This window comes from Citrobacter sp. RHB21-C05 (genome assembly GCF_013889015.1).
GTDB lineage: Bacteria > Pseudomonadota > Gammaproteobacteria > Enterobacterales > Enterobacteriaceae > Citrobacter_A > Citrobacter_A sedlakii.
The window spans coordinates 3,479,853-3,500,911 of the sequence record NZ_CP057611.1 but is presented as its reverse complement, the minus strand read 5'-3'; the positions used below and the strand labels follow the sequence as shown (position 1 = coordinate 3,500,911).

Annotated in this window: 20 protein-coding genes and 1 tRNA gene; 12 read left to right on the top strand and 9 right to left on the bottom strand. The window is 51.9% G+C overall.

Features of this window, described 5'->3' with window-relative positions; genetic code table 11:
* Window positions 1–19 precede the first annotated feature (19 nt).
* The 3 genes from HVX72_RS16750 to HVX72_RS16740 all read left to right on the top strand — a co-directional run bounded on the left by HVX72_RS16750 (window position 20) and on the right by HVX72_RS16740 (window position 2,977).
* The gene (locus HVX72_RS16750; protein ID WP_181821931.1) at window positions 20–1,198 is read left to right on the top strand and encodes an MFS transporter; all 1,179 of its coding nucleotides are present in this window, start codon (window positions 20–22) and stop codon (window positions 1,196–1,198) included.
* Between the two features lie 130 nt (window positions 1,199–1,328).
* The gene (locus HVX72_RS16745) at window positions 1,329–2,129 is read left to right on the top strand and encodes an endonuclease/exonuclease/phosphatase family protein (RefSeq protein ID WP_042286179.1); all 801 of its coding nucleotides are present in this window, start codon (window positions 1,329–1,331) and stop codon (window positions 2,127–2,129) included.
* A gap of 77 nt (window positions 2,130–2,206) precedes the next feature.
* Window positions 2,207–2,977, top strand: a complete 771-nt coding sequence (locus HVX72_RS16740) for a class I SAM-dependent methyltransferase (RefSeq protein WP_181821930.1) — start codon at window positions 2,207–2,209, stop codon at window positions 2,975–2,977.
* 51 nt (window positions 2,978–3,028) lie between these two features.
* Here HVX72_RS16740 and mltD read toward each other — a convergent pair whose 3' ends face one another.
* Window positions 3,029–4,396 carry a murein transglycosylase D gene (gene mltD / locus HVX72_RS16735; protein WP_042286177.1) on the bottom strand — a complete coding sequence of 456 codons (1,368 nt, stop codon included), beginning with the start codon at window positions 4,394–4,396 and terminating at the stop codon, window positions 3,029–3,031.
* Between the two features lie 71 nt (window positions 4,397–4,467).
* Complete coding sequence (gene gloB, locus HVX72_RS16730; RefSeq protein ID WP_042286175.1) at window positions 4,468–5,223, bottom strand: hydroxyacylglutathione hydrolase; 756 nt, start codon at window positions 5,221–5,223, stop codon at window positions 4,468–4,470.
* 33 nt (window positions 5,224–5,256) lie between these two features.
* Here gloB and HVX72_RS16725 point away from each other — a divergent pair, with 33 nt between their 5' ends.
* Window positions 5,257–5,979, top strand: a complete 723-nt coding sequence (locus HVX72_RS16725; protein ID WP_042286174.1) for a class I SAM-dependent methyltransferase — start codon at window positions 5,257–5,259, stop codon at window positions 5,977–5,979.
* On the opposite strand, the gene rnhA is transcribed toward HVX72_RS16725, so the two are convergent.
* On the bottom strand, window positions 5,976–6,446 hold the full coding sequence (rnhA, locus tag HVX72_RS16720) for a ribonuclease HI (protein WP_042286171.1): 471 nt from the start codon (window positions 6,444–6,446) through the stop codon (window positions 5,976–5,978). The genes HVX72_RS16725 and rnhA overlap by 4 nt on opposite strands.
* Before the next feature lie 64 nt (window positions 6,447–6,510).
* Here rnhA and dnaQ point away from each other — a divergent pair, with 64 nt between their 5' ends.
* Both dnaQ and HVX72_RS16710 read left to right on the top strand, forming a co-directional pair.
* A complete protein-coding gene (dnaQ, locus tag HVX72_RS16715) occupies window positions 6,511–7,242 on the top strand; it encodes a DNA polymerase III subunit epsilon (RefSeq protein ID WP_082636886.1) in 732 nt (243 codons plus the stop codon).
* A 134-nt stretch (window positions 7,243–7,376) separates the two neighbouring features.
* Window positions 7,377–7,453 (top strand) — tRNA-Asp (locus HVX72_RS16710).
* 352 nt (window positions 7,454–7,805) lie between these two features.
* Here HVX72_RS16710 and HVX72_RS16705 read toward each other — a convergent pair.
* From HVX72_RS16705 to fadE, 4 genes are all read right to left on the bottom strand, one after another.
* Window positions 7,806–8,159 (bottom strand): hypothetical protein, encoded by a 354-nt coding sequence (locus HVX72_RS16705; protein ID WP_181821929.1) that lies wholly within the window; start codon window positions 8,157–8,159, stop codon window positions 7,806–7,808.
* A gap of 68 nt (window positions 8,160–8,227) precedes the next feature.
* A complete protein-coding gene (locus HVX72_RS16700; protein WP_181821928.1) occupies window positions 8,228–9,085 on the bottom strand; it encodes a DUF4225 domain-containing protein in 858 nt (285 codons plus the stop codon).
* 936 nt (window positions 9,086–10,021) lie between these two features.
* On the bottom strand, window positions 10,022–10,792 hold the full coding sequence (locus HVX72_RS16695) for an amidohydrolase (protein ID WP_181821927.1): 771 nt from the start codon (window positions 10,790–10,792) through the stop codon (window positions 10,022–10,024).
* A gap of 109 nt (window positions 10,793–10,901) precedes the next feature.
* Window positions 10,902–13,346 (bottom strand): acyl-CoA dehydrogenase FadE, encoded by a 2,445-nt coding sequence (gene fadE, locus HVX72_RS16690; RefSeq protein WP_181821926.1) that lies wholly within the window; start codon window positions 13,344–13,346, stop codon window positions 10,902–10,904.
* A gap of 239 nt (window positions 13,347–13,585) precedes the next feature.
* Here fadE and lpcA point away from each other — a divergent pair, with 239 nt between their 5' ends.
* Window positions 13,586–14,164, top strand: a complete 579-nt coding sequence (gene lpcA / locus HVX72_RS16685) for a D-sedoheptulose 7-phosphate isomerase (RefSeq protein ID WP_028017728.1) — start codon at window positions 13,586–13,588, stop codon at window positions 14,162–14,164.
* Between the two features lie 48 nt (window positions 14,165–14,212).
* Window positions 14,213–14,980 (top strand): class II glutamine amidotransferase, encoded by a 768-nt coding sequence (locus HVX72_RS16680; RefSeq protein ID WP_181821925.1) that lies wholly within the window; start codon window positions 14,213–14,215, stop codon window positions 14,978–14,980.
* On the opposite strand, the gene dpaA is transcribed toward HVX72_RS16680, so the two are convergent.
* Window positions 14,951–15,691, bottom strand: a complete 741-nt coding sequence (gene dpaA / locus HVX72_RS16675; RefSeq protein ID WP_042286159.1) for a peptidoglycan meso-diaminopimelic acid protein amidase — start codon at window positions 15,689–15,691, stop codon at window positions 14,951–14,953. The two genes, HVX72_RS16680 and dpaA, sit on opposite strands and share 30 nt — an antisense overlap.
* Before the next feature lie 262 nt (window positions 15,692–15,953).
* Here dpaA and dinB point away from each other — a divergent pair, with 262 nt between their 5' ends.
* The gene (gene dinB, locus HVX72_RS16670; RefSeq protein WP_042286158.1) at window positions 15,954–17,009 is read left to right on the top strand and encodes a DNA polymerase IV; all 1,056 of its coding nucleotides are present in this window, start codon (window positions 15,954–15,956) and stop codon (window positions 17,007–17,009) included.
* A 41-nt stretch (window positions 17,010–17,050) separates the two neighbouring features.
* Here dinB and pepD read toward each other — a convergent pair whose 3' ends face one another.
* On the bottom strand, window positions 17,051–18,508 hold the full coding sequence (gene pepD, locus HVX72_RS16665; RefSeq protein ID WP_181821924.1) for a cytosol nonspecific dipeptidase: 1,458 nt from the start codon (window positions 18,506–18,508) through the stop codon (window positions 17,051–17,053).
* A 260-nt stretch (window positions 18,509–18,768) separates the two neighbouring features.
* Here pepD and gpt point away from each other — a divergent pair, with 260 nt between their 5' ends.
* The 3 genes from gpt to crl all read left to right on the top strand — a co-directional run bounded on the left by gpt (window position 18,769) and on the right by crl (window position 21,030).
* The gene (gene gpt / locus HVX72_RS16660; protein WP_003863205.1) at window positions 18,769–19,227 is read left to right on the top strand and encodes a xanthine phosphoribosyltransferase; all 459 of its coding nucleotides are present in this window, start codon (window positions 18,769–18,771) and stop codon (window positions 19,225–19,227) included.
* A 99-nt stretch (window positions 19,228–19,326) separates the two neighbouring features.
* Window positions 19,327–20,571: an esterase FrsA gene (gene frsA, locus HVX72_RS16655; protein ID WP_042286154.1), complete on the top strand. Its 1,245-nt coding sequence runs from the start codon at window positions 19,327–19,329 to the stop codon at window positions 20,569–20,571.
* 57 nt (window positions 20,572–20,628) lie between these two features.
* Complete coding sequence (gene crl / locus HVX72_RS16650) at window positions 20,629–21,030, top strand: sigma factor-binding protein Crl (protein ID WP_042286152.1); 402 nt, start codon at window positions 20,629–20,631, stop codon at window positions 21,028–21,030.
* Window positions 21,031–21,059 lie beyond the last annotated feature (29 nt).

Genomic DNA, 21,059 nt, shown 5'->3' with positions numbered 1-21,059 from the left:
TGATGAACTGGAGTAATTTATGCCTCTCGCGTTATTCGCGCTAACAATAAGCGCATTTGCTATTGGTACCACCGAGTTTGTGATTGTAGGGCTGGTGCCGACCATTGCCGAACAGTTATCTGTCTCCCTTCCTTCGGCGGGGATGCTGGTTTCTATCTATGCGCTGGGTGTTGCTATTGGCGCGCCAGTGCTGACCGCGTTGACAGGGCGCTTACCGCGTAAGCAGCTCCTGGTCGCGCTGATGGTATTGTTCACGGCGGGTAATCTGTTGGCCTGGCAGGCGCCGGGTTACACGACCCTTATTATTGCCCGGCTACTTACCGGATTGGCTCATGGGGTATTTTTCTCCGTTGGCTCCACCATCGCGACCAGTCTGGTGCCAAAAGAGAAAGCGGCATCCGCCATTGCTATTATGTTTGGTGGGCTGACAGTGGCTCTGGTCACTGGCGTGCCGCTGGGGACGTTTATCGGTCAACATGTTGGCTGGCGTGAAACGTTTCTGGCGGTTTCCCTGTTAGGCGTTATAGCGCTGATCGGCAGCCAGCTATTGATTCCGGCGAACATACCCGGACGCGCCGCGGCATCCCTCCGCGATCAACCGCGCGTATTAACGCATCCACGTTTGCTGCTTATTTATGCCATTACCGCGCTCGGGTATGGCGGCGTCTTTACCGCGTTTACTTTTCTCGCACCGATGATGCAGGAGCTTGCGGGGTTCTCACCCTCAGCGGTGAGCTGGATCTTACTGGGATATGGCGTATCCGTGGCGGTGGGGAATATCTGGGGCGGCAGACTGGCAGATAAGCATGGTGCGGTACCCGCGCTAAAATTTATCTTTGCGGCGTTGTTTCTCCTGCTGATGGTGTTTCAGTTCACGGCCACCCTGCACTACGCTGCGCTGGCAACGATACTGGTGATGGGGATTTTCGCGTTTGGCAATGTTCCGGGACTGCAGGTCTATGTCGTGCAAAAGGCTGAGCTGTTTACCCCAAATGCGGTTGATGTCGCGTCGGGGCTGAATATTGCCGCCTTTAATATTGGCATTGCGCTGGGATCGGTGATCGGCGGGCTGACGGTTGAGCATGTTGGGCTGGCGCAGACGCCGTGGATCGGCGCGCTGATTGTTTTGGGCGCTTTTTTATTGCTCGGCGTCAGTGGCCGAATGGACAAGCCGCAACGCGTGGTCGCACTGGGGTAAGTGGCTTAAGTCAGCGCTTACTTACAAACAAACAGTAATTGGTCGTTGAAAGTGTGAGCTAAAATCCCTATAACAGAAGAACCAGTCCGACACCGGACTGGTTGACGTTACAGAGGTTTGAAAGTTAAAAGTGCGAAAAAACACCTATGCCATGCGCTACGTTGCCGGACAACCCGCTGAGCGGATATTGCCGCCCGGGTCGTTTTCGAGCATCGGCCAGGCATTACCCGCCGGGGCGCCGTTAAGCAGTGAAGATCGGATACGCATCCTGGTGTGGAACATATTCAAGCAGCAGCGGGCAGAATGGCTGTCGGTGCTGAAAAATTTCGGTAAAGACGCGCATTTGGTGTTATTACAGGAAGCTCAGACCACGCCGGAGCTGGTCCAGTTTGCGACCGCTAACTATCTGGCGGCCGATCAGGTACCGGCGTTTGTGTTGCCGCAGCACCCGTCCGGGGTGATGACGCTGTCAGCCGCGCATCCGGTTTATTGTTGTCCTCTTCGCGAGCGTGAGCCGATACTGCGTCTCGCCAAGTCTGCACTGGTCACGGTCTATCCGTTACCGGATACGCGACTGCTGATGGTCGTGAATATTCACGCAGTGAACTTTAGTCTGGGGGTTGATGTGTACAGTAAGCAGTTACTTCCCATCGGTGACCAGATAGCGCATCACAGTGGTCCGGTAATTATGGCCGGTGATTTTAACGCCTGGAGCCGACGTCGTATGAATGCGCTGTATCGCTTTGCGCGTGAGATGTCCCTGCGGCAGGTTCGCTTTACTGACGATCAGCGCCGTCGGGCGTTTGGTCGTCCTCTCGATTTTGTCTTTTACCGTGGTCTGAACGTCAGCGAGGCTTCCGTACTGGTGACGCGCGCTTCCGATCACAATCCGCTACTCGTCGAATTCAGTCCCGGCAAACCTGATCAATAAGGTGAGTCAGGTCTGCCGTTGGGGCAGACCTGTCGCGGTGCTGCCCTTTATCTTGTCAACAACGAAAGGACAGCACAATGACATTCCACTCCCACCACGATAACGTTGAAAAACAGTTTGGCTCTCAGGCCAGCGCTTATTTAACCAGCGCAGTACATGCCTCCGGACGCGACTTACAGCGTCTGGCGGCACGCCTGTCCTCTTTGCCGCAGGCCCGCTTGCTGGACATGGGGTGTGGCGCCGGCCATGCCAGCTTCGTCGCGGCGCAGAACGTCAAAGAGGTGGTGGCGTATGATTTATCCTCTCAGATGCTCGATGTTGTCGCTCACGCCGCAAACGAGAAGGGGTTTAGCAATATCACTACCCGTCAGGGTTATGCCGAAACCTTGCCATTTGAAGACGGCGTTTTTGACGTGGTTATTAGCCGATACTCCGCACATCACTGGCATGATGTCGGACGGGCGTTGCGGGAAGTGAATCGGGTACTGAAGCCGGGCGGGGTATTGATCGTGATGGATGTTATGTCCCCAGGACATCCGGTACGGGATATCTGGTTACAGACCGTTGAAGCGTTGCGGGACACCTCCCACGTGCGTAATTATTCTGCTGGCGAGTGGCTGTCGTTGATCAGCGAGGCGAGTCTCGTGGCCGACTCGTTATTGACCGATCGTCTGTCGCTGGAGTTCCATTCATGGGTTACGAGAATGCGAACTCCCGCAGCGCTGGTGGAGGCGATCCGTATTTATCAGGAGAGTGCCTCGGCAGAAGTAAAAGCTTACTTCGACTTACAGGGCGACGGTTCATTCTGCAGCGACACGATAATGGTTGAAGCCCACAAAGCGGCATAAATAAAAAAGGCACTGGGGGGGAATCCAGTGCCTTTATTTTTATTACCGCCTTCAGGAGTCCGGCGTAGCGTTGTTTTTTACAAACAACGTCAGCTGATCACCCGGCTGCAGATTTGCCGTATCGCTGTTCCAGCGCATCACATCTTTGATGTTTACGCCGTGACGTTTAGCAATGCTCGACAGCGAATCGCCTTTCCGCACGCGATAGGTAATGCTGTCGCTGTTATTGGCCAGTCGCTGTGCACTGCTGCCAGCGCCGATCGTCAGGCTTTGGCCCACTTTCAACGATGATCCGCGCAGTTTATTCCACTGCTGCAAATCTCTGGTGCTCACGCCGAGACGTGAAGCAATGCCGGAAAGTGTATCGCCTGAACGAACGGTATAGCTACGACTGTTCAGCGGCGTGTTATCGGCCACCAACGTAGACTGCACGGCGGCAATCTCGCCGGAAGCCAGCGACTCACGCAGTTGCTCTGCATGCTTCTTTGGCACCATCACATACTGTGGACCGCTAACGCCCAACGTGGAGCCTTTCACTCCCGCGTTAAAGGTCTTCAGCTTGCTGACGGAAATCCCCGCCATGTCTGCAACCTGCGCCATTTCAACCGGGCTGCTCAAACGTACACGCGCCAGTGCCCGGCTTTCGTCCGGGGTGGGCAGACTCACGCCGTAACGTTTACTGTTCTTAAGAATATCGCTCAAGGCCAGCATCTTAGGCACATACAGCTTCGTTTCACGCGGCAACGGCAACGACCAGAAGTCGGTGGATTTCCCACGCGCCTTGTTCGCTTTGATTGCCTTCATGACCCGACCTTCGCCGCTGTTATACGCCGCTACGGTCAGTAACCAGTCGCCATCAAACATCTTGTTCAGACGCTGCATCATGTCGAGCGCTGCGGTTGTGGAGGCCACAAGGTCGCGACGCGCATCATAATTGCGGGTCTGTTTTAAACCGTAATTGCGTCCCGTGCTCGGAATGATCTGCCAGATACCTGCGGCATTGGCGCCAGACGTTGCGTGAGGATCAAAAGCGCTCTCCACTATGGGTAGTAGTACCAGTTCCATCGGCATGTTACGTTTCTTAACCTGCCCGGCTATCCAGTACATATACGGCTCTGCCCGTAAAGTTACATCGTGGAGATAGCTCTTATTGCGTAAATACTTTTGTTTCTGTTCGCGAATCCGGTCATTCTCCGGAATTCCCATCTTTAGCTCGTCGCCAATGAAAGCCCACAAGTCTTGATCCTGCGCGAGGGACGTCCCATCGTCCATCCATCGCGCCTGACTCGTAAACTTTCCTGCTTCCCCTTGACCAGCTGCAGAAAGGCTCTGTGCGTGCTGTTGGACATTGCCTGCGTTTTGAGACGACTGGCAACCCACGAGCAGGACAGAGGCGAGTAATATCGCTTTTGCCTTCATGTGTGTGTCAATAGTTGCTTAAAAGACGACCGATCATAACGGCGAAGTTTTGAAAAGGCAACCCGGAATTGTCAGAAGGTGTCTTTCTTTGACCTTAACCATGCAAAACGCTGTTCAGGGTGTTGCAATATTGTTTCTTTGTTAATTTCATTAATTAAATCAGGATCTTCCGTTCGCAGAAAAATATTATTTTGCCGCTCATTTTTCAGAATTACGGGTAGTGTCATTTGTTTTTTTACCCGTAACTCATTAACTTTACGATAATAATCATTTATGAACGAATCGTGCGGAAGAATGCTTAAAGCAAACTTAAGATTTGCTAACGTATACTCATGAGCACAGCAAACAAGCGTATCATCAGGAAGTGCGGTTATTTTTTTAAGGGATTGATACATCTGGCTGGCAGTCCCTTCAAATAGCCGTCCGCAACCGCCCGAGAAAAGCGTGTCGCCGCAAAAAAGGTAAGGATGACTAAAGTAACAGATATGTCCTAAAGTGTGACCCGGGGTAGCGAATACGCTAAATTCATGTCCCAAAATGGGCACGGAATCGCCCTCTTTGACGATATGCGTAGCGCCTTTATTTTGTGTTTCTGCCGGTCCGTATACCACCAGGTGTGGAAAGTTTTGCGCCAGTTCTTTTACCCCGCCAACGTGATCGTTATGGTGATGCGTCAATAAAATGGCTTCGGGTTGCCAATGATTCTCGGCAATGGCGTGCAGGACTGGCGCGGCGTCGCCCGGATCGACAATCAGGCAACGACCTTCGTCATCACTCAGAACCCAGATGTAGTTGTCCTCAAACGCCGGAATACTGTTAAGATTCATTTATTACCTCTCTATGCGTAACGGATGGTTGTGATGAAACCGGCAAGGAACCCTCAGACAGTTGTAGCACCCGATCGCTGGGGCGATTTGCCCTGGGGCGAGTACTATCGTGAGGCGCTGGAACAACAGCTTAATCCGTGGTTCGCTAAAATGTATGGATTTCACCTGCTTAAGGTGGGCAATTTAAGCGCAGAAATCAACACAGAAGCCTGCGCGGTGTCTCATCAGGTCAATGTGTCGACCAAAGGCTCGCCTGTCCAGGTTCAGGCCGATCCGCTACATCTTCCTTTCGCCCCGAAATCGGTCGATGTCTGCCTGTTGGCGCACACGCTCCCCTGGTGCGACGATCCTCACCGTCTACTGCGCGAAGCCGATCGTGTACTGATTGATGATGGCTGGCTGGTGCTCAGCGGTTTTAACCCGGTGAGCCTGATGGGGCTGCGTAAGCTGGTGCCGGTGCTGCGTAAGTCACCTCCTTACAATAGCCGAATGTTTACGCTGATGCGCCAGTTGGACTGGCTGTCCTTGTTGAATTTTGAGGTGATGTATTACAGCCGCTTTCATGTGCTGCCGTGGAAAAAGAACGGCGGAAAAATGCTGAGCGCGCATCTTCCTGCATTGGGCTGTATGCAGACGATTGTGGCGCGTAAGCGCACGATTCCGCTTACGCTTAACCCAATGAAACAGAGCAAAACCAAAGCGCGAATTCCCCAGGCCGTGGGCGCCACCCGGCAATTTCGCAAACCGGACGCTTAAGCTTCTTCTGTCTGATAACCGACATCTTCCCGGGTTGGGTTCATGGCTGCTGCGCGCGCCAGCTCGTCGCAGCGTTCGTTTTCCGGATGGCCTGCGTGGCCTTTTACCCATTCCCATTTTATTTGATGCTGGCCGAGCGCTGCATCAAGCCGTTTCCACAAATCGACATTTTTTACCGGCTTTTTCTCTGCCGTTTTCCAGCCGCGTTTTTTCCAGTTGTGGATCCATTGAGTAATCCCCTGGCGCACGTACTGGCTGTCGGTGCTTAAAATGACTTCACAATGTTCTTTGAGCGCCTCCAGCGCAACGATCGCCGCCATGAGCTCCATGCGGTTGTTGGTGGTGAGGGTATAACCTTCACTAAAGGTTTTCTCGCGTCCGCGATAGCGTAAAATCGCCCCATAACCTCCCGGACCGGGATTACCCAGGCAGGAGCCATCGGTGAAAATTTCTACCTGTTTAAGCATCTCTGGTAGACTTCCTGTAATTGAATCGAACCCTAAAACGACAAGTCTGACATAAATGACCGCTATGAGCACTGCAATTACACGACAGATCGTCCTCGATACCGAAACCACCGGTATGAACCAGATTGGTGCGCACTACGAGGGGCACAAGATCATTGAGATCGGCGCGGTGGAAGTCATCAACCGGCGTCTGACGGGCAATAACTTTCATATCTATCTTAAGCCTGACCGGCTGGTGGACCCGGAAGCGTTCGGCGTTCACGGAATTGCGGATGAGTTTCTGCTGGATAAGCCAACCTTTGCCGAAGTGGCCGATGAGTTTCTCGACTATATCCGTGGCGCAGAGCTGGTGATTCATAACGCGTCGTTTGATATCGGCTTTATGGATTACGAGTTCGCGAAGCTCAATCGCGATATCCCTAAAACCAACACCTTCTGTAAAGTTACCGACAGTCTGGCGCTGGCAAGAAAGATGTTCCCCGGCAAGCGCAACAGCCTTGATGCGTTATGTTCGCGTTATGAGATCGATAACAGCAAACGTACGCTTCACGGCGCATTGCTCGATGCCCAAATCCTGGCCGACGTTTATCTGGCGATGACGGGCGGACAAACGTCGATGACTTTTGCCATGGAAGGGGAAACTCAGCAGCAACAGGGTGAAGAGACAATCCAGCGTCTTGTGCGTCAGGCTCGCAAACTACGCGTTGTTTTTGCCTCTGATGAGGAGGTCGCCGCCCATGAATCGCGTCTTGACCTGGTTGAGAAAAAGGGCGGAAGTTGCCTTTGGCGGGCGTAAGTCAGGCCGTTAATGATGTAAAAATCGCCGTCCGGGTGAAATTTAGAGCAAATGATTAAAAACATGAGAAAAAGCGTTGACGGGGTGCATACCAATCCGTAATATGCGCTTCGTTCCCAAGTGGAACACAACGCGGAGCGGTAGTTCAGTTGGTTAGAATACCTGCCTGTCACGCAGGGGGTCGCGGGTTCGAGTCCCGTCCGTTCCGCCACTATTCAGAAAGCCTGAATCAGCAATGATTCAGGCTTTCGTCGTTTTTGCATGGCTTCAACATCTCACCCTAAAGTCGGAACGACATAATATAATCCTTCATACTTCAGAAAAGATAACATATCGAGGGCTCTAGGTATTTTTCGTAATGTTATTTTTAATGTCAGCTATAGTGGCCAGATATATTGATTTTTTATTTAAGTCCGTTGTGTTTGTTTTTGGATGTATGTGCACAATATTCAAGCAAAAAATACCTGTCTGCGCACTGTTCAAATTGATAAGACGGATCATCGTTCTTCATTATTAATACTCATAATTAGCAGGTGTTATCATTGGTTTGGCTAGGCATATACTCATTTAGAGTTCTCTTTTCTTTGGGCTTGTTGTATGACTTTTCTGGCCTTGTATCCCTGAGATAATGGAGCAAATAAATCTATTATTACATATGCCAAGCATAAGACCCCAATGGAAAATAAGATATTTTGTAAAGTGTGTCCATGCTCTTCACTGAGGCGGATATATGAATGAAAAACCAATATAAATGTCAGAATATGCATGAATAAGGAGCGAAAGAAACGACGTGCAAGTTCAGAAACTGTCTCATAAAGTGAGGTTGAATATTTTTGTGAGAGTTTCTTTAATTTGTTTACTTGTTTTTTTGAAAAATTATTTTCATACATTATTTTGATTAATTCATCTTCATTCATTTTAATTTTCTCTATATCAAAAACATTATACAGAAGTCAGAATATGTTATGAATACATGTCATTACAACTAATAATCATTAAAAGGGATAAGCGGTTGAGGAGGGGGTTCAGGCATCGGCTCAGGTAAAGAAAAATAGGTTTGAGTTCCGGAATATAATGTTGCCGCATCAGGGAATATTTCAGCAGACAATTCCAGAGCACTCATCGTTCGGAAACCCATCTCATAATCTGAGGGGATATAACGAAATAGTCTACAGGCGTCTGGTACTAACTTGGTTCCGAATAACGCAACTGCGGATAAACCTAGATCGATTCCAGCGAAGGCTAACTTTCCATAAGTTCTGTCAAAACCTAATATATTGGCGACCTCACCATATATATATGTCATAGGTCCTGTTGCATTGTCATCTCCAAAAAATAAACTGCGGCCATTTTCCCATACATTGGTAATTCCATGCAAAAAGAGCATAGCGCCGACGGCTGAACCGACGACTGTTGGGGAACCTGCAAGCATAAGGAAACCTCCAGATACCATCTGAATTATTCCACCGATTAAACCAATGCTTTTCACGATATATGATAATACGCCATTTATGATTCTTACTTCAACTAATGCTGCTGGTTTTACCTGTTTAGATTGCAACCAGATTATCTGTTTCTCAAGATATTCTTGTTCCTGTTGTAAATAATTCAAAGCCAGATTTTTTTCTCCATGCGATCCATTGCCATTAATACATTCGAGTTGGGCTTCTATAAATGCTTCTACATTTGTCACAAAATCATATCGTACTTTATCATGTTTGATAAAACCAGAAGCTGTGATAGTCAGTTTTTTCAAAGCCGCAGCTTCATACTCTCCTTGTGATTTAATAAAGACACTTATAGCATTATCTTTATCATTTCCACTTTGAATGTTTTTATTCATATAAAATTCTCTTTGCTTTTTATTTGATAAATTTATCGGTTTTTCTCTTTTAATATGAAATAGTAATAAGATGGTTGTTTATATCGTACATACTTTACATCATGCTGGTCACTGCCATAGTACAGCCCCATAAGTACAACAAACCGGTGGGATTCTTTTTTTCTTTTTATCTACTTACCACAGATTTTTTTATCCTTATTTCATCAGCGAATCCGGGATACAATACCAGTTCTTGAACGGTATGTAACTACATAACTCCTGCATTTGGTTATTAGTTGTAATAAATTCATAAATTGTATAATTAGACTATTTGCTTTTTGATAATAGATAATATTAGAATGATGAATATATCTAAAAGTTGTATGAAAAGCATCTTCAGTATCTATCTTTGAATTGCCTGGGGTAAGCTAGATTCTTCCAGGCTGTTGTGGTATGCATCGGGCTGTAGATATATTTACTTTTTAGTTTGAGTGCCAGGGAGTATATGATTTCACTACGTTTTATCCCTAAGTTGTTTAAGTATGAAGGCGTCTGTCATGTAAGTGATTCAGGCTATTTTATTACTCTATTTTCGGGGTGGACTCCAGCCTCTATATAGTAGGTTCTGGCCATTTGAAAAACTATTAGATTATTGGTGTGAAATAATATGCTTAACATGGTTACTAAAAATGCGTCCTTCCTAATCCTGCTGTACAGGCTGGTAGTGATGTCTTTTTTTATGGTTTGTTATTGAATGACGACAATGTATAATTTCTGTATATACATTCAAAGAGGTCAAACATACGCATTGGTCAAATATAAAGATTTCACCAGTTGCGCAGGGGATCGATAAAATAGTGCTTGTAGGTGTAATTCATTTCTTTATAAAATGCGTCAGAAGGCGATGCCGGACGTGAAATGATTCAGGCTTTCGTCGTTTTTGCATGGCTTCAACGCTCACCCTAACGTAAACCCGTCCGCGTCCTGCCAGGCGGGAAACTTTTCCCGATATTCCTTCAGTGCGCTCAGCGACAGGTCTGCGTCGATCCGTGTCGCCTGGTGGGCGTCCGCGGTCGCAATGATTTCGCCCTGAGGATTGATTACCCGACTGTCGCCTCGGTAGTGATGTCCATTGCCGTCGGTGCCGACGCGATTACATCCCGCCACGTAAGCCTGGTTTTCGATAGCGCGCGCCGCCAGCAGCGTCTGCCAGTGCAGCGAACGGGGAGCGGGCCAGTTGGCGACGTACAGCGCCAGATCGTAGTCGTTTCGGTTACGCGACCACACCGGAAAGCGCAGGTCATAGCAAATCAGCGGTAGGATCCTCCAGCCGCGCCAGTCGACCACTTTTCGGGTGTCACCCGGCTGATAATATTTATGCTCGTCCGCCATGCGAAACAAATGACGCTTATCGTAAAAGTGTACCGTTCCTTCGGGCTCAACCAGCAAAAAGCGGTTTACCGCTCCTGTCTCGCCTGGCAGGGCTACGCTACCGGCAATCATCGCATTTGTTTGTCGCGCCTTGCCGCGCATCCAGTCAATCACGTCCTCCTGAGAAAGTGCGCTGCTGGCGGCCTCCATGGCAAAGCCTGTGGTGAACATTTCCGGCAAAACGATCAGATCGCGTCCGCTCATCAGTTCAAGCAGCAGGTCAAAATGACGTAAATTAGCGGGACCATCCATCCACACCAGCGATTGTTGCAGCAGCGTAATTTTCAGGGCAGGCATGGTCGATACTCCTTTTTGAACAGCATCCAAACACTGTAGCACGAGGTTTCAGGAAACGGGGGCAATAAAAAGCCCTGCCGGAGCAGGGCTAAACGATGAGGCGAAAGCGTTATGCCGCTTCGACTTTACGCGTCTTCTCCGGCAGCTTTACCGGCTGTGTCGCCAGCGCATCGGCGTCGAAATCATCCACGTTGATGCTGCGCAGACGGCTCTCTTCGGCTTTGACCAGAATGGCGGCTTCATCTTTGTCGATCAAGCCTTTCGCCAGCGCGTTCTGCGCCAGTTCGTCCAGACGGGTAAACGGCAGGTTTTTGCCAATCTCTTTACAGATCCGCTGGTGGATTGGTTCGGCGGCAATGATGTCACGCAATGCTGCTTCCAGCAGGCCTACCGGATTATGCTCACTCGGCGTCAGGTACTGGCCGCGGCCAATACGGTCGCGCGTCGCGTTTGGCACCTGGAGGATTTTCGCCACTTTATGATCCAGCTTATCCGATGGCGCCAGATAGTGACGACCGGTCGGGAAGATCACCACGTTCAGCAGACCGGCAACCAGACGATTTGGGAAGTTTTGCAACAGATCGTCAATGGCCTGCTCTGCCTGATACAACGCATCCTGAACCCCCCAGTGAACCAGCGGCAGGTCAGCCTCATGACGGCCTTCATCGTCATACCGCTTCAGCACCGCCGAGGCCAGATACAGCTGGCTCAATACATCCCCCAGACGCGCGGAGATACGCTCGCGACGCTTCAGGCTACCGCCCAGCACCGCCATAGAAACATCGGACAGCAGCGCCAGGTTTGCGCTCAGACGGTTAAGATGCTGGTAGTAACGTTTGGTTGCGTCGCTGGTTGGCGAGGCGCTGGTAAGGCCGCGCGTCAGACCCAGCCAGAAACTGCGAACTTTATTGCTGCCGACGTGACCGATATGTTTAAACAACAGCTTATCGAATGCGTTAACGTCGTTGTTCTGCGCGGCGGCCATTTCCTCCAGTACATACGGATGGCAGCGTATCGCGCCCTGACCAAAGATCATCATGCTGCGGGTCAGGATATTCGCGCCTTCAACGGTAATCGCGATTGGCGCGCCCTGATAAGCGCGGGCAAGGAAGTTGCCTTCACCCAGCATAATGCCTTTACCGCCAGTAATATCCATCGCGTCGATGATTGACTGCTGACCGCGATGCGTACAGTGGTACTTCACAATGGCCGACAGGACAGCCGGTTTCTCACCGAGCATAATGCCATAGGTAATCAGCGACGCCGCTGCGTCCATCACGTAGGCGTTACCGGCGATGCGCGCCAACGGTTCTTCAATACCCTCCATCTTACCGATAGAGATTTTAAACTGTCGACGGATATGGGCATAAGCGCCGGTCGCCATGGCGACGGACTTCAGGCCCCCCGTCGAGTTTGACGGCAGGGTGATCCCACGGCCGACCGAGAGGCATTCCACCAGCATACGCCAACCCTGACCGGCCATTTTCGGCCCGCCAATGATGTAATCGATCGGCACAAAGACATCTTTGCCGCGCGTTGGACCGTTCTGGAACGGCACGTTCAGCGGGAAGTGGCGGCGACCAATTTCTACGCCAGGCGTCGAGGTGGGGATCAACGCGCAGGTAATGCCGAGCTCTTCTTCACCACCCAGCAGTTTTTCCGGGTCAGACAGCTTAAACGCCAGCCCCAGTACGGTGGCGATCGGCGCGAGCGTGATGTAACGCTTGTTCCAGGTCAGGCGCATCCCCAGCACCTGCTGACCCTGCCATTCACCCATACAGACGATACCGGTGTCCGGAATGGCTCCCGCATCGGAACCCGCTTCCGGGCTGGTCAGCGCAAAGCAGGGAATTTCCTGACCGCGGGCCAGGCGAGGCAGATAGTGGTCTTTCTGCTCCTGGGTACCGTAATGTTGCAGCAGTTCCCCGGGGCCTAATGAGTTGGGTACGCCAACGGTAATCGCCAGAATCCCGGAAACGCCGGACAGTTTTTGCAACACGCGCGACTGGGCGTAGGCAGAAAATTCCAGACCGCCGTACTCTTTTTTGATGATCATCGCGAAGAAGCGATGTTCTTTCAGGAAGGCCCATAATTCGGGCGGCAGATCCGCCAGCTCATGCGTGATCTGGAAATCGTTCGCCATGCGGCACGCTTCTTCTACCGGACCGTCAATAAACGCTTGTTCTTCTGCGGTCAGGCGCGGCTGCGGGTAATTGTGCAGTTTTTTCCAGTCCGGTTTCCCCTGGAACAGATCGCCTTCCCACCAGGTGGTCCCGGCATCGATGGCTTCTTTTTCGGTGCGCGACATTGGCGGCATGACCTTACGGAAGCCGCGGAACACCGGCGCGGAAATCATCGACTTGCGCATTGGCGTCACGTTAAACGGCACCAGAATAATGGCCAGAGGCACCAACAGCCAGATGTTCCACAGTCCGGCCACACCGAGTGCTGCCGTCCATACGAGCAGGATCAGGCTGCTAAGGAATAAGCTCACGCGGTGATAAAACAGCGCGCCGAGCAAAACAATCGTAGCGAGAATACTCAAAATCATCATAACGAAAAGCTCCCTTGCTTGTAGGAGGTCTGACCACTTGTGATGATTAGGTTGTAGTGGATGTAAATTCTTTTAGCAATGTGTTTACAAAATAATTACAACGAAGCTCACATTGTTGCCGTTTGTCGCGGCACGAAAAATCAAAAGGACGGGGGATGAGCGAGGCTTGTGCTTCTCGCTTCCGGTGCTATCCGGTACACTGCATTCTGTCATTTACATTCATGCTGAAGGATATCCTCATGTACCAGGATCTTATTCGTAACGAACTGAACGAAGCGGCGGAAACGCTGGCTAACTTTTTAAAAGATGACGCCAACATTCACGCCATTCAGCGCGCGGCGGTCCTGCTGGCAGACAGTTTTAAGGCGGGTGGTAAGGTGCTTTCCTGCGGCAACGGCGGCTCCCACTGCGACGCTATGCACTTTGCGGAAGAACTGACCGGCCGTTACCGTGAAAACCGTCCGGGCTATCCGGCGATTGCCATTTCTGACGTCAGCCACATTTCCTGCGTCAGCAACGATTTTGGCTACGACTACGTCTTTTCTCGTTACGTCGAAGCCGTGGGGCGCGAAGGCGATGTACTGTTAGGGATCTCCACGTCCGGCAATTCCGGCAACGTGATCAAAGCCATCGCCGCAGCGCGCGAAAAGGGCATGAAAGTGATCACCCTGACTGGCAAAGACGGCGGCAAAATGGCGGGAACGGCCGATATCGAAATTCGCGTGCCGCATTTTGGCTACGCCGATCGTATTCAGGAAATCCACATTAAAGTGATCCATATCCTGATCCAACTGATCGAAAAAGAGATGGTTAAGTAAGGCTTCGCTGGGGGGCAAACTGGTCCCCCGCTGTTGTGGAGGTGATATATGTGCGAACTGCTCGGGATGAGCGCCAATGTGCCCACCGACATTTGCTTTAGTTTTACCGGGCTGGTACAGCGTGGGGGCGGCACCGGACCGCATAAAGACGGCTGGGGTATCACCTTTTATGAAGGCAAAGGATGTCGCACATTTAAAGATCCCCAACCCAGCTTTAACTCACCCATCGCCAGACTGGTACAGGAGTATCCGATAAAATCCTGCTCGGTGATAGCCCATATTCGTCAGGCGAATCGCGGCGAAGTGGCGCTGGAGAACACCCATCCTTTTACCCGCGAGCTGTGGGGGCGTAACTGGACGTATGCCCATAACGGGCAGCTTAGCGGTTATAAATCTCTCGAAACCGGCAACTTCCGTCCGGTTGGCGAAACAGACAGTGAAAAGGCGTTTTGCTGGATGCTGCATAAGCTCACCCTGCGTTACCCACGCACGCCGGGCAACATGGCCTCGGTGTTTAAATATATCGCGACGCTGGCGGGGGTGCTGCGGGAAAAAGGCGTGTTCAATATGCTGCTGTCAGACGGACGCTATGTGATGGCGTTCTGCTCAACGAATCTGTACTGGATCACGCGCCGGGCGCCGTTTGGCGTCGCTACGCTGCTGGATCAGGATGTGGAAATTGACTTCAGCTCGCAGACCACACCTAACGATGTGGTCTCGGTGATCGCCACTCAACCGCTGACGGGCAATGAAACCTGGCAAAAGATCATGCCAGGCGAGTGGGCGTTATTTTGTCTCGGGGAGCGTATAGTTTGACGCCAGCTGCGGGTGAACCACCTCGTGGCTCAACGGCTTGCTGACCACATAGCGGCCATCGACAACGGAAACGGTCGGCGGCTTGCGGGTCTGCTCAAAGTAGTCGTAGCCTGGCTTTAACTGCGCCCAGAACGACTTGTAATAAGAGTACTTGTGACGCTGCATATTGGCGTCGGTCATGCGGAACGGGTAGATGCTGACCTGAACGCTCGGCTGGCCAAACACCAGCGCGCCGGTGACGAACTGGAAAATCTCGTCAATCCCGCTGTCGGTCATGGCGTAACAGCCAACGGACACGCAGGCGCCGTGAATCATCAGATACTTGCCCTCATAACCGTGTGCGCGGTCATAGGCGTTAGGAAAGCCAATGTTAATGGCTTTATAGAAACGGCTGTCCGGTTTGAGCTGGCTACGCTGAACGCTGTAAAAACCTTCCGGGCTTTTGAAATCTCCCTGGCGCTGTTTAGGGCCTAAACCGCCGGAGTAATTACAAATCTTATAGCTGTCGAGCAACTGGTACTGTTCGCCCATCTTAACGTAGAGATCAAGCGTGCGCTCTTCTTTAAAGATCTGAATATAGACAGGCGAACCCATCAACTGCTGCTTATACTCTTTGCTGATCGGCGTCGTGGAGCTATTGCTACTCAGCAAACCGGCGAATGACACGCACGGGATCAAAAGCATCGCAATAAACAATGCGATTTTACGCATACTGCTTGTTCCTTGATAAAACGGTTACACATGCCAGAACGGCAAATATCAGTACCCAAAATCGGACGAATCTGGATTTTAAGCGCTCACATTAGCACCACGGCAGTTTTTCGCAACCCCCGCGTGTCGTGTTTACACTTTACGCTAAAACGAATTAAGACATTTCTTTAATTGCATCTCTTTTGACACCACATTATGGGTTCTTCATTGACTTCTCATTCCCTAAAAATACTGTATACTTAAACAGTGTGTGGGAGGGGCGATGCGTAAAATCATACATGTTGATATGGACTGTTTTTTCGCCGCGGTTGAAATGCGCGACAACCCCGCGCTGCGCGATATTCCCATCGCCATTGGCGGCAGCCGGGAGCGGCGTGGCGTGATCAGCACCGCTAATTACCCGGCGCGAAAGTTTGGCGTGCGCAGCGCGATGCCCACCGGAATGGCGTTAAAGTTATGCCCGCACCTCACCTTATTACCCGGTCGTTTCGATGCGTATAAAGAAGCGTCAGAACATATCCGCGAAATTTTCTCCCGCTACACTTCGCGCATTGAACCCCTCTCGCTGGACGAGGCCTATCTTGACGTCACCGACAGCACCCACTGTCATGGCTCCGCGACGCTTATCGCTCAGGAAATTCGCCAGACCATTTTTAACGAACTGCGGTTGACCGCCTCTGCGGGCGTCGCACCGGTAAAATTTCTGGCAAAAATCGCTTCTGATCTGAATAAACCAAACGGGCAGTACGTGATCACGCCAGCAGACGTTCCGGCATTTCTCGAAACGCTGCCGCTGGAAAAAATCCCCGGCGTTGGAAAAGTCTCTGCGGCAAAACTGGAAAGTATGGGACTGCGTACCTGCGGCGATATTCAGCATTTTGACCTGGCGACGCTGTTAAAACGCTTTGGCAAATTCGGACGCATTATCTGGGAGCGCAGTCAGGGAATTGACGAGCGGGACGTCAACAGCGAGCGCCTGCGAAAATCCGTGGGTGTCGAACGGACGATGGCGGAAGATATTCATCACTGGTCGGAATGTGAGGCAATCATCGAGCGCTTATACCCCGAGCTTGAACGCCGTCTGGCAAAGGTCAAACCGGATTTATTAATCGCCCGTCAGGGGGTGAAATTAAAATTTAATGATTTTCAGCAAACCACCCAGGAACACGTCTGGCCGCGGTTGAACAAAGACGATTTACTTTCTACCGCGCGTAAAACCTGGGACGAAAGACGGGGAGGGCGAGGCGTTCGCCTGGTGGGATTACACGTTACGCTGCTTGATCCGCAGCTGGAGCGGCAGTTACTGCTGGGGTTATAGACGACCGGATGGCGTAGCGCCATCCGGTATGGATTACCGACTTATTTTGCCGGGATCGCTTTCAGCAGTTCCGTCAGCAGCGTCCAGTAATGACCCACGCTTTCGATATGAACCTGCTCATCCGGCGAGTGCGGACCGGTAATGGTTGGCCCGATGGAAACCATGTCCATGTCCGGGTACGGTTTTTTGAACAGACCGCATTCCAGACCTGCGTGGATGATCTGAATGTTCGGCGTCTTGTTGAACAGACGCTGATAGGTTTCCCGCACCAGGTGCATCACCGGCGAGTTAGCATCCGGTTGCCAGCCCGGGTAGCCGCCTTTCGCTTCGGTTTTCGCGCCTGCCAGCTTGCCGAGAGAATCCAGCATACTCACCACGTAGTCTTTACCGCTGTCGATCAGCGAACGGATCAGGCAGTGAATTTCTACGTTGTCGTCAGTCATGGTGACCACGCCCACGTTTAACGACGTTTCCACCACGCCTTTGGCGACGTCAGAATTGCGGATCACGCCGTTCGGGGTCGCGTTCAGCAGACGAATAAAGCTGTCGCGAGACTGCGCGGTCAGCGCCGCTTTCTCGTTGGTCGTCGTCTCCAGCAGAACCACGAGATTTTTCTCTTTCTCTGCCAGTTCGTTTTTCAGGATAGCCTGGTAAGTATTGACCCGCGCTTTCAGCGCCTCGACCTTGTCAGCCGCAACCGCAACGGTGGCAAACGCTTCGCGCGGAATCGCGTTACGCAGGGTGCCGCCATTAAAGTCGACCAGACGCAGATCCAGCTCTTGCGCATGACCGGCGAGGAAGCGCACCAGCAGCTTGTTGGCGTTACCGAGGCCAACGTGGATTTCGCCGCCGGAGTGGCCGCCCTTCAACCCTTTCAGGGTCAGCTTAACGCACTGGAAGCCCGCCGGAACGGCTTCGCGCTCAAGCTTCAGGTTAGAGGTAAAATCAATCCCCCCTGCGCAGCCCATGTAGATCTCACCCTCTTCTTCAGAGTCGGTATTGATCAGAATGTCCGCCTGCAGCCAGTTGGCCTGCAGACCAAACGCGCCGTCCATTCCGGCTTCTTCGGTCATGGTCAGCAGCACTTCCAGCGGTCCGTGGACTACGCTGTCATCGGCTAAAACCGCCAGCGCAGAGGCCATACCAATGCCGTTGTCTGCCCCCAGAGTGGTGCCGCGCGCTTTTACCCACTCGCCGTCGATATAGGGCTGAATAGGATCTTTGGTGAAATCGTGTACGGTGTCGTTATTTTTCTGCGGCACCATGTCGAGGTGCGCCTGCAGCACGACCGGCTTGCGGTTTTCCATGCCTGCGGTCGCGGGCTTGCGAATCAGGATATTACCGACCTGGTCGCGCTCTACGTGGAAACCTTTCTCTTTCGCCCAGCCAACAATGTGCTCAGCGAGCTGTTCTTCATGATAGGACTGATGCGGAATGGAGCAGATTTTGGCAAAAATATCCCACAGCGGTTGTGGTGATAACTGAGACAGTTCAGACACGTTGAGTCTCCTCATCGGTGTACGGCAAACAGGCTTGTCGCACACAGGGTTAGCAGGTTAATCATTACCACAAGTCAGGCTTGCGCAATGCGGTTGAGAATACCACTTTCTTTGTCGGCGGGTAGTATAAAGCACGTAAAAAGAGGGGCGGATACCGCGAAACACTGGTTTTTGCTGCGTCAGATCTCTATAATCTCGCGCAACCTATTTCCCCCTCGAACACTTTTTAAGCCGTAGATAAACAGGCTGGGACACTTCACATGAGCGAAAAATACGTCGTCACCTGGGACATGTTGCAGATTCACGCACGCAAACTGGCAGCTCGCCTGATGCCTTCAGAACAGTGGAAAGGCATTATTGCCGTTAGCCGTGGTGGTCTGGTACCGGGCGCATTACTGGCGCGTGAATTGGGTATTCGTCATGTCGATACCGTTTGCATCTCCAGCTACGATCACGACAACCAGCGCGAACTGAAAGTGCTCAAGCGCGCGGAAGGCGACGGTGAAGGCTTCATCGTCATCGACGATCTGGTCGATACCGGTGGAACCGCGGTGGCTATCCGCGAAATGTATCCGAAAGCCCACTTCGTCACGATCTTTGCCAAACCGGCAGGCCGTCCGCTGGTGGACGACTATGTTATTGATATCCCGCAGGATACCTGGATTGAGCAGCCATGGGATATGGGCGTGGTCTTCGTTCCGCCGATTTCTGGTCGCTAATCTCCGCACGTTTCAACGCCTGGCAATGCCGGGCGTTGTTCTCTTTACGCCATGACAGGTTACAATAAGCCTCAGTAAGTATTTAAGGAGGCTGCACGCATGTCACAGGCTAACCTCAGTGAAACCCTGTTCAAACCCCGCTTTAAACATCCTGAAACGTCGACCCTGGTTCGTCGGTTCAATGCCGGTACGCAGTCGCCGGTGCAATCCACGCTGGACGGTAAAAACGTTCCCCACTGGTATCGTATGATTAACCGCCTGATGTGGATCTGGCGCGGCGTGGACCCGTGGGAAATCCTCGACGTGCAGGCGCGCATCGTCATGAGCGAAGCCGAGCGCACCGACGCTGAACTGTACGATACGGTGGTTGGCTACCGCGGCGGCAACTGGATTTATGAATGGTCGAAACAGGCGATGGACTGGCAGCAGAAGGCTTGTCAGGAGCAGGACGCTGAACGCAGCGGTCGCCACTGGCTGCATGCGTCCACGCTGTATAATATTGCCGCCTACCCACATCTGAAAGGCGACGAGCTGGCTGAGCAGGCGCAGGCGTTGGCTAACCGGGCTTATGAAGAGGCGGCGCAGCGGTTGCCCGGTACGCTGCGTGAAATGGAGTTCGCTATTCCCGGCGGTTCGCCCGTGACCGGCTTTTTACATATGCCGAAAGGCGACGGGCCGTTCCCGACCGTACTGATGTGCGGCGGCCTCGACGCCATGCAAACTGATTATTACACCTTGTATGAGCGTTACTTCGCCCCGCGCGGCATCGCCATGCTGACGCTGGATATGCCGTCGGTAGGGTTCTCGTCGAAGTGGAAACTCACTCAGGATTCCAGCCTGTTGCATCAGCATGTGCTGAAAGCGTTGCCTAACATACCGTGGGTGGACCACACCCGCGTGGCGGCGTTTGGTTTCCGCTTTGGCGCGAACGTGGCGGTGCGCCTCGCTTATCTTGAGTCGCCGCGTCTGAAAGCGGTAGCCTGCCTCGGCCCGGTTGTACACGCGTTGCTTAGCGACGTGCAACGCCAGCGCGCCGTACCGGAAATGTATCTTGACGTGCTGGCGAGCCGGCTGGGGATGCACGACGCCTCCGACGACGCGCTGTGCGTTGAGCTTAATCGCTACTCGCTGAAGGTGCAGGGACTGCTCGGCAGACGCTGCCCGACGCCCATGCTGTCGGGCTTCTGGAAGAACGATCCGTTCAGTCCGGAGGAGGAGTCGCGTTTAATCACCTCTTCATCCGCCGATGGTAAACTTTTAGAGATACCGTTTAACCCGGTGTATCGCAATTTTGACAAAGCGCTCCAGGAAATCACGCACTGGATTGAAAAGAGATTGTGTTAATAATTTGCTAAATTCTACTGTTTTGGTAAAACAGTTGCTTCATAACAGGAGATCGCAATGACGTTACCGAGTGGACACCCGAAGAGCAGGTTGATTAAGAAGTTTACCGCGCTAGGTCCTTACATCCGTGAAGGCAAGTGCGAAGATAATCGATTCTTTTTCGATTGCCTGGCAGTTTGCGTCAACGTGAAGCCTGCGCCTGAGCTGCGCGAATTCTGGGGCTGGTGGATGGAACTGGAAGCACAGGAAAATCGCTTCACTTACAGTTACCAGTTTGGTCTGTTTGACAAAGCGGGGGACTGGAAGGCGGTTCCGATTAAGGATACCGAAGTGGTTGAGCGACTGGAATATACCCTGCGAGAATTTCACGAGAAGCTGCGTGAGTTATTGAACTCACTACAGCTTTCGCTGGAACCTGCTGACGATTTCGCCGATGAACCGGTGAAGTTAAGCGCATAAAGCGAAAAATGCCGGATGCGCGAAACGCC

Bases quoted from the DNA above. Each gene is read 5' to 3' on its own strand.
- HVX72_RS16750 (WP_181821931.1), top strand. From the start codon at position 20: ATGCCTCTCGCGTTATTCGCGCTAACAATAAGCGCATTTGCTATTGGT.
- HVX72_RS16740 (WP_181821930.1), top strand. From the start codon at position 2,207: ATGACATTCCACTCCCACCACGATAACGTTGAAAAACAGTTTGGCTCT.
- mltD (WP_042286177.1), bottom strand. From the start codon at position 4,396: ATGAAGGCAAAAGCGATATTACTCGCCTCTGTCCTGCTCGTGGGTTGC.
- gloB (WP_042286175.1), bottom strand. From the start codon at position 5,223: ATGAATCTTAACAGTATTCCGGCGTTTGAGGACAACTACATCTGGGTT.
- HVX72_RS16725 (WP_042286174.1), top strand. From the start codon at position 5,257: ATGAAACCGGCAAGGAACCCTCAGACAGTTGTAGCACCCGATCGCTGG.
- rnhA (WP_042286171.1), bottom strand. From the start codon at position 6,446: ATGCTTAAACAGGTAGAAATTTTCACCGATGGCTCCTGCCTGGGTAAT.
- dnaQ (WP_082636886.1), top strand. From the start codon at position 6,511: ATGAGCACTGCAATTACACGACAGATCGTCCTCGATACCGAAACCACC.
- HVX72_RS16705 (WP_181821929.1), bottom strand. From the start codon at position 8,159: ATGAATGAAGATGAATTAATCAAAATAATGTATGAAAATAATTTTTCA.
- HVX72_RS16700 (WP_181821928.1), bottom strand. From the start codon at position 9,085: ATGAATAAAAACATTCAAAGTGGAAATGATAAAGATAATGCTATAAGT.
- HVX72_RS16695 (WP_181821927.1), bottom strand. From the start codon at position 10,792: ATGCCTGCCCTGAAAATTACGCTGCTGCAACAATCGCTGGTGTGGATG.
- fadE (WP_181821926.1), bottom strand. From the start codon at position 13,346: ATGATGATTTTGAGTATTCTCGCTACGATTGTTTTGCTCGGCGCGCTG.
- lpcA (WP_028017728.1), top strand. From the start codon at position 13,586: ATGTACCAGGATCTTATTCGTAACGAACTGAACGAAGCGGCGGAAACG.
- HVX72_RS16680 (WP_181821925.1), top strand. From the start codon at position 14,213: ATGTGCGAACTGCTCGGGATGAGCGCCAATGTGCCCACCGACATTTGC.
- dpaA (WP_042286159.1), bottom strand. From the start codon at position 15,691: ATGCGTAAAATCGCATTGTTTATTGCGATGCTTTTGATCCCGTGCGTG.
- dinB (WP_042286158.1), top strand. From the start codon at position 15,954: ATGCGTAAAATCATACATGTTGATATGGACTGTTTTTTCGCCGCGGTT.
- gpt (WP_003863205.1), top strand. From the start codon at position 18,769: ATGAGCGAAAAATACGTCGTCACCTGGGACATGTTGCAGATTCACGCA.
- frsA (WP_042286154.1), top strand. From the start codon at position 19,327: ATGTCACAGGCTAACCTCAGTGAAACCCTGTTCAAACCCCGCTTTAAA.
- crl (WP_042286152.1), top strand. From the start codon at position 20,629: ATGACGTTACCGAGTGGACACCCGAAGAGCAGGTTGATTAAGAAGTTT.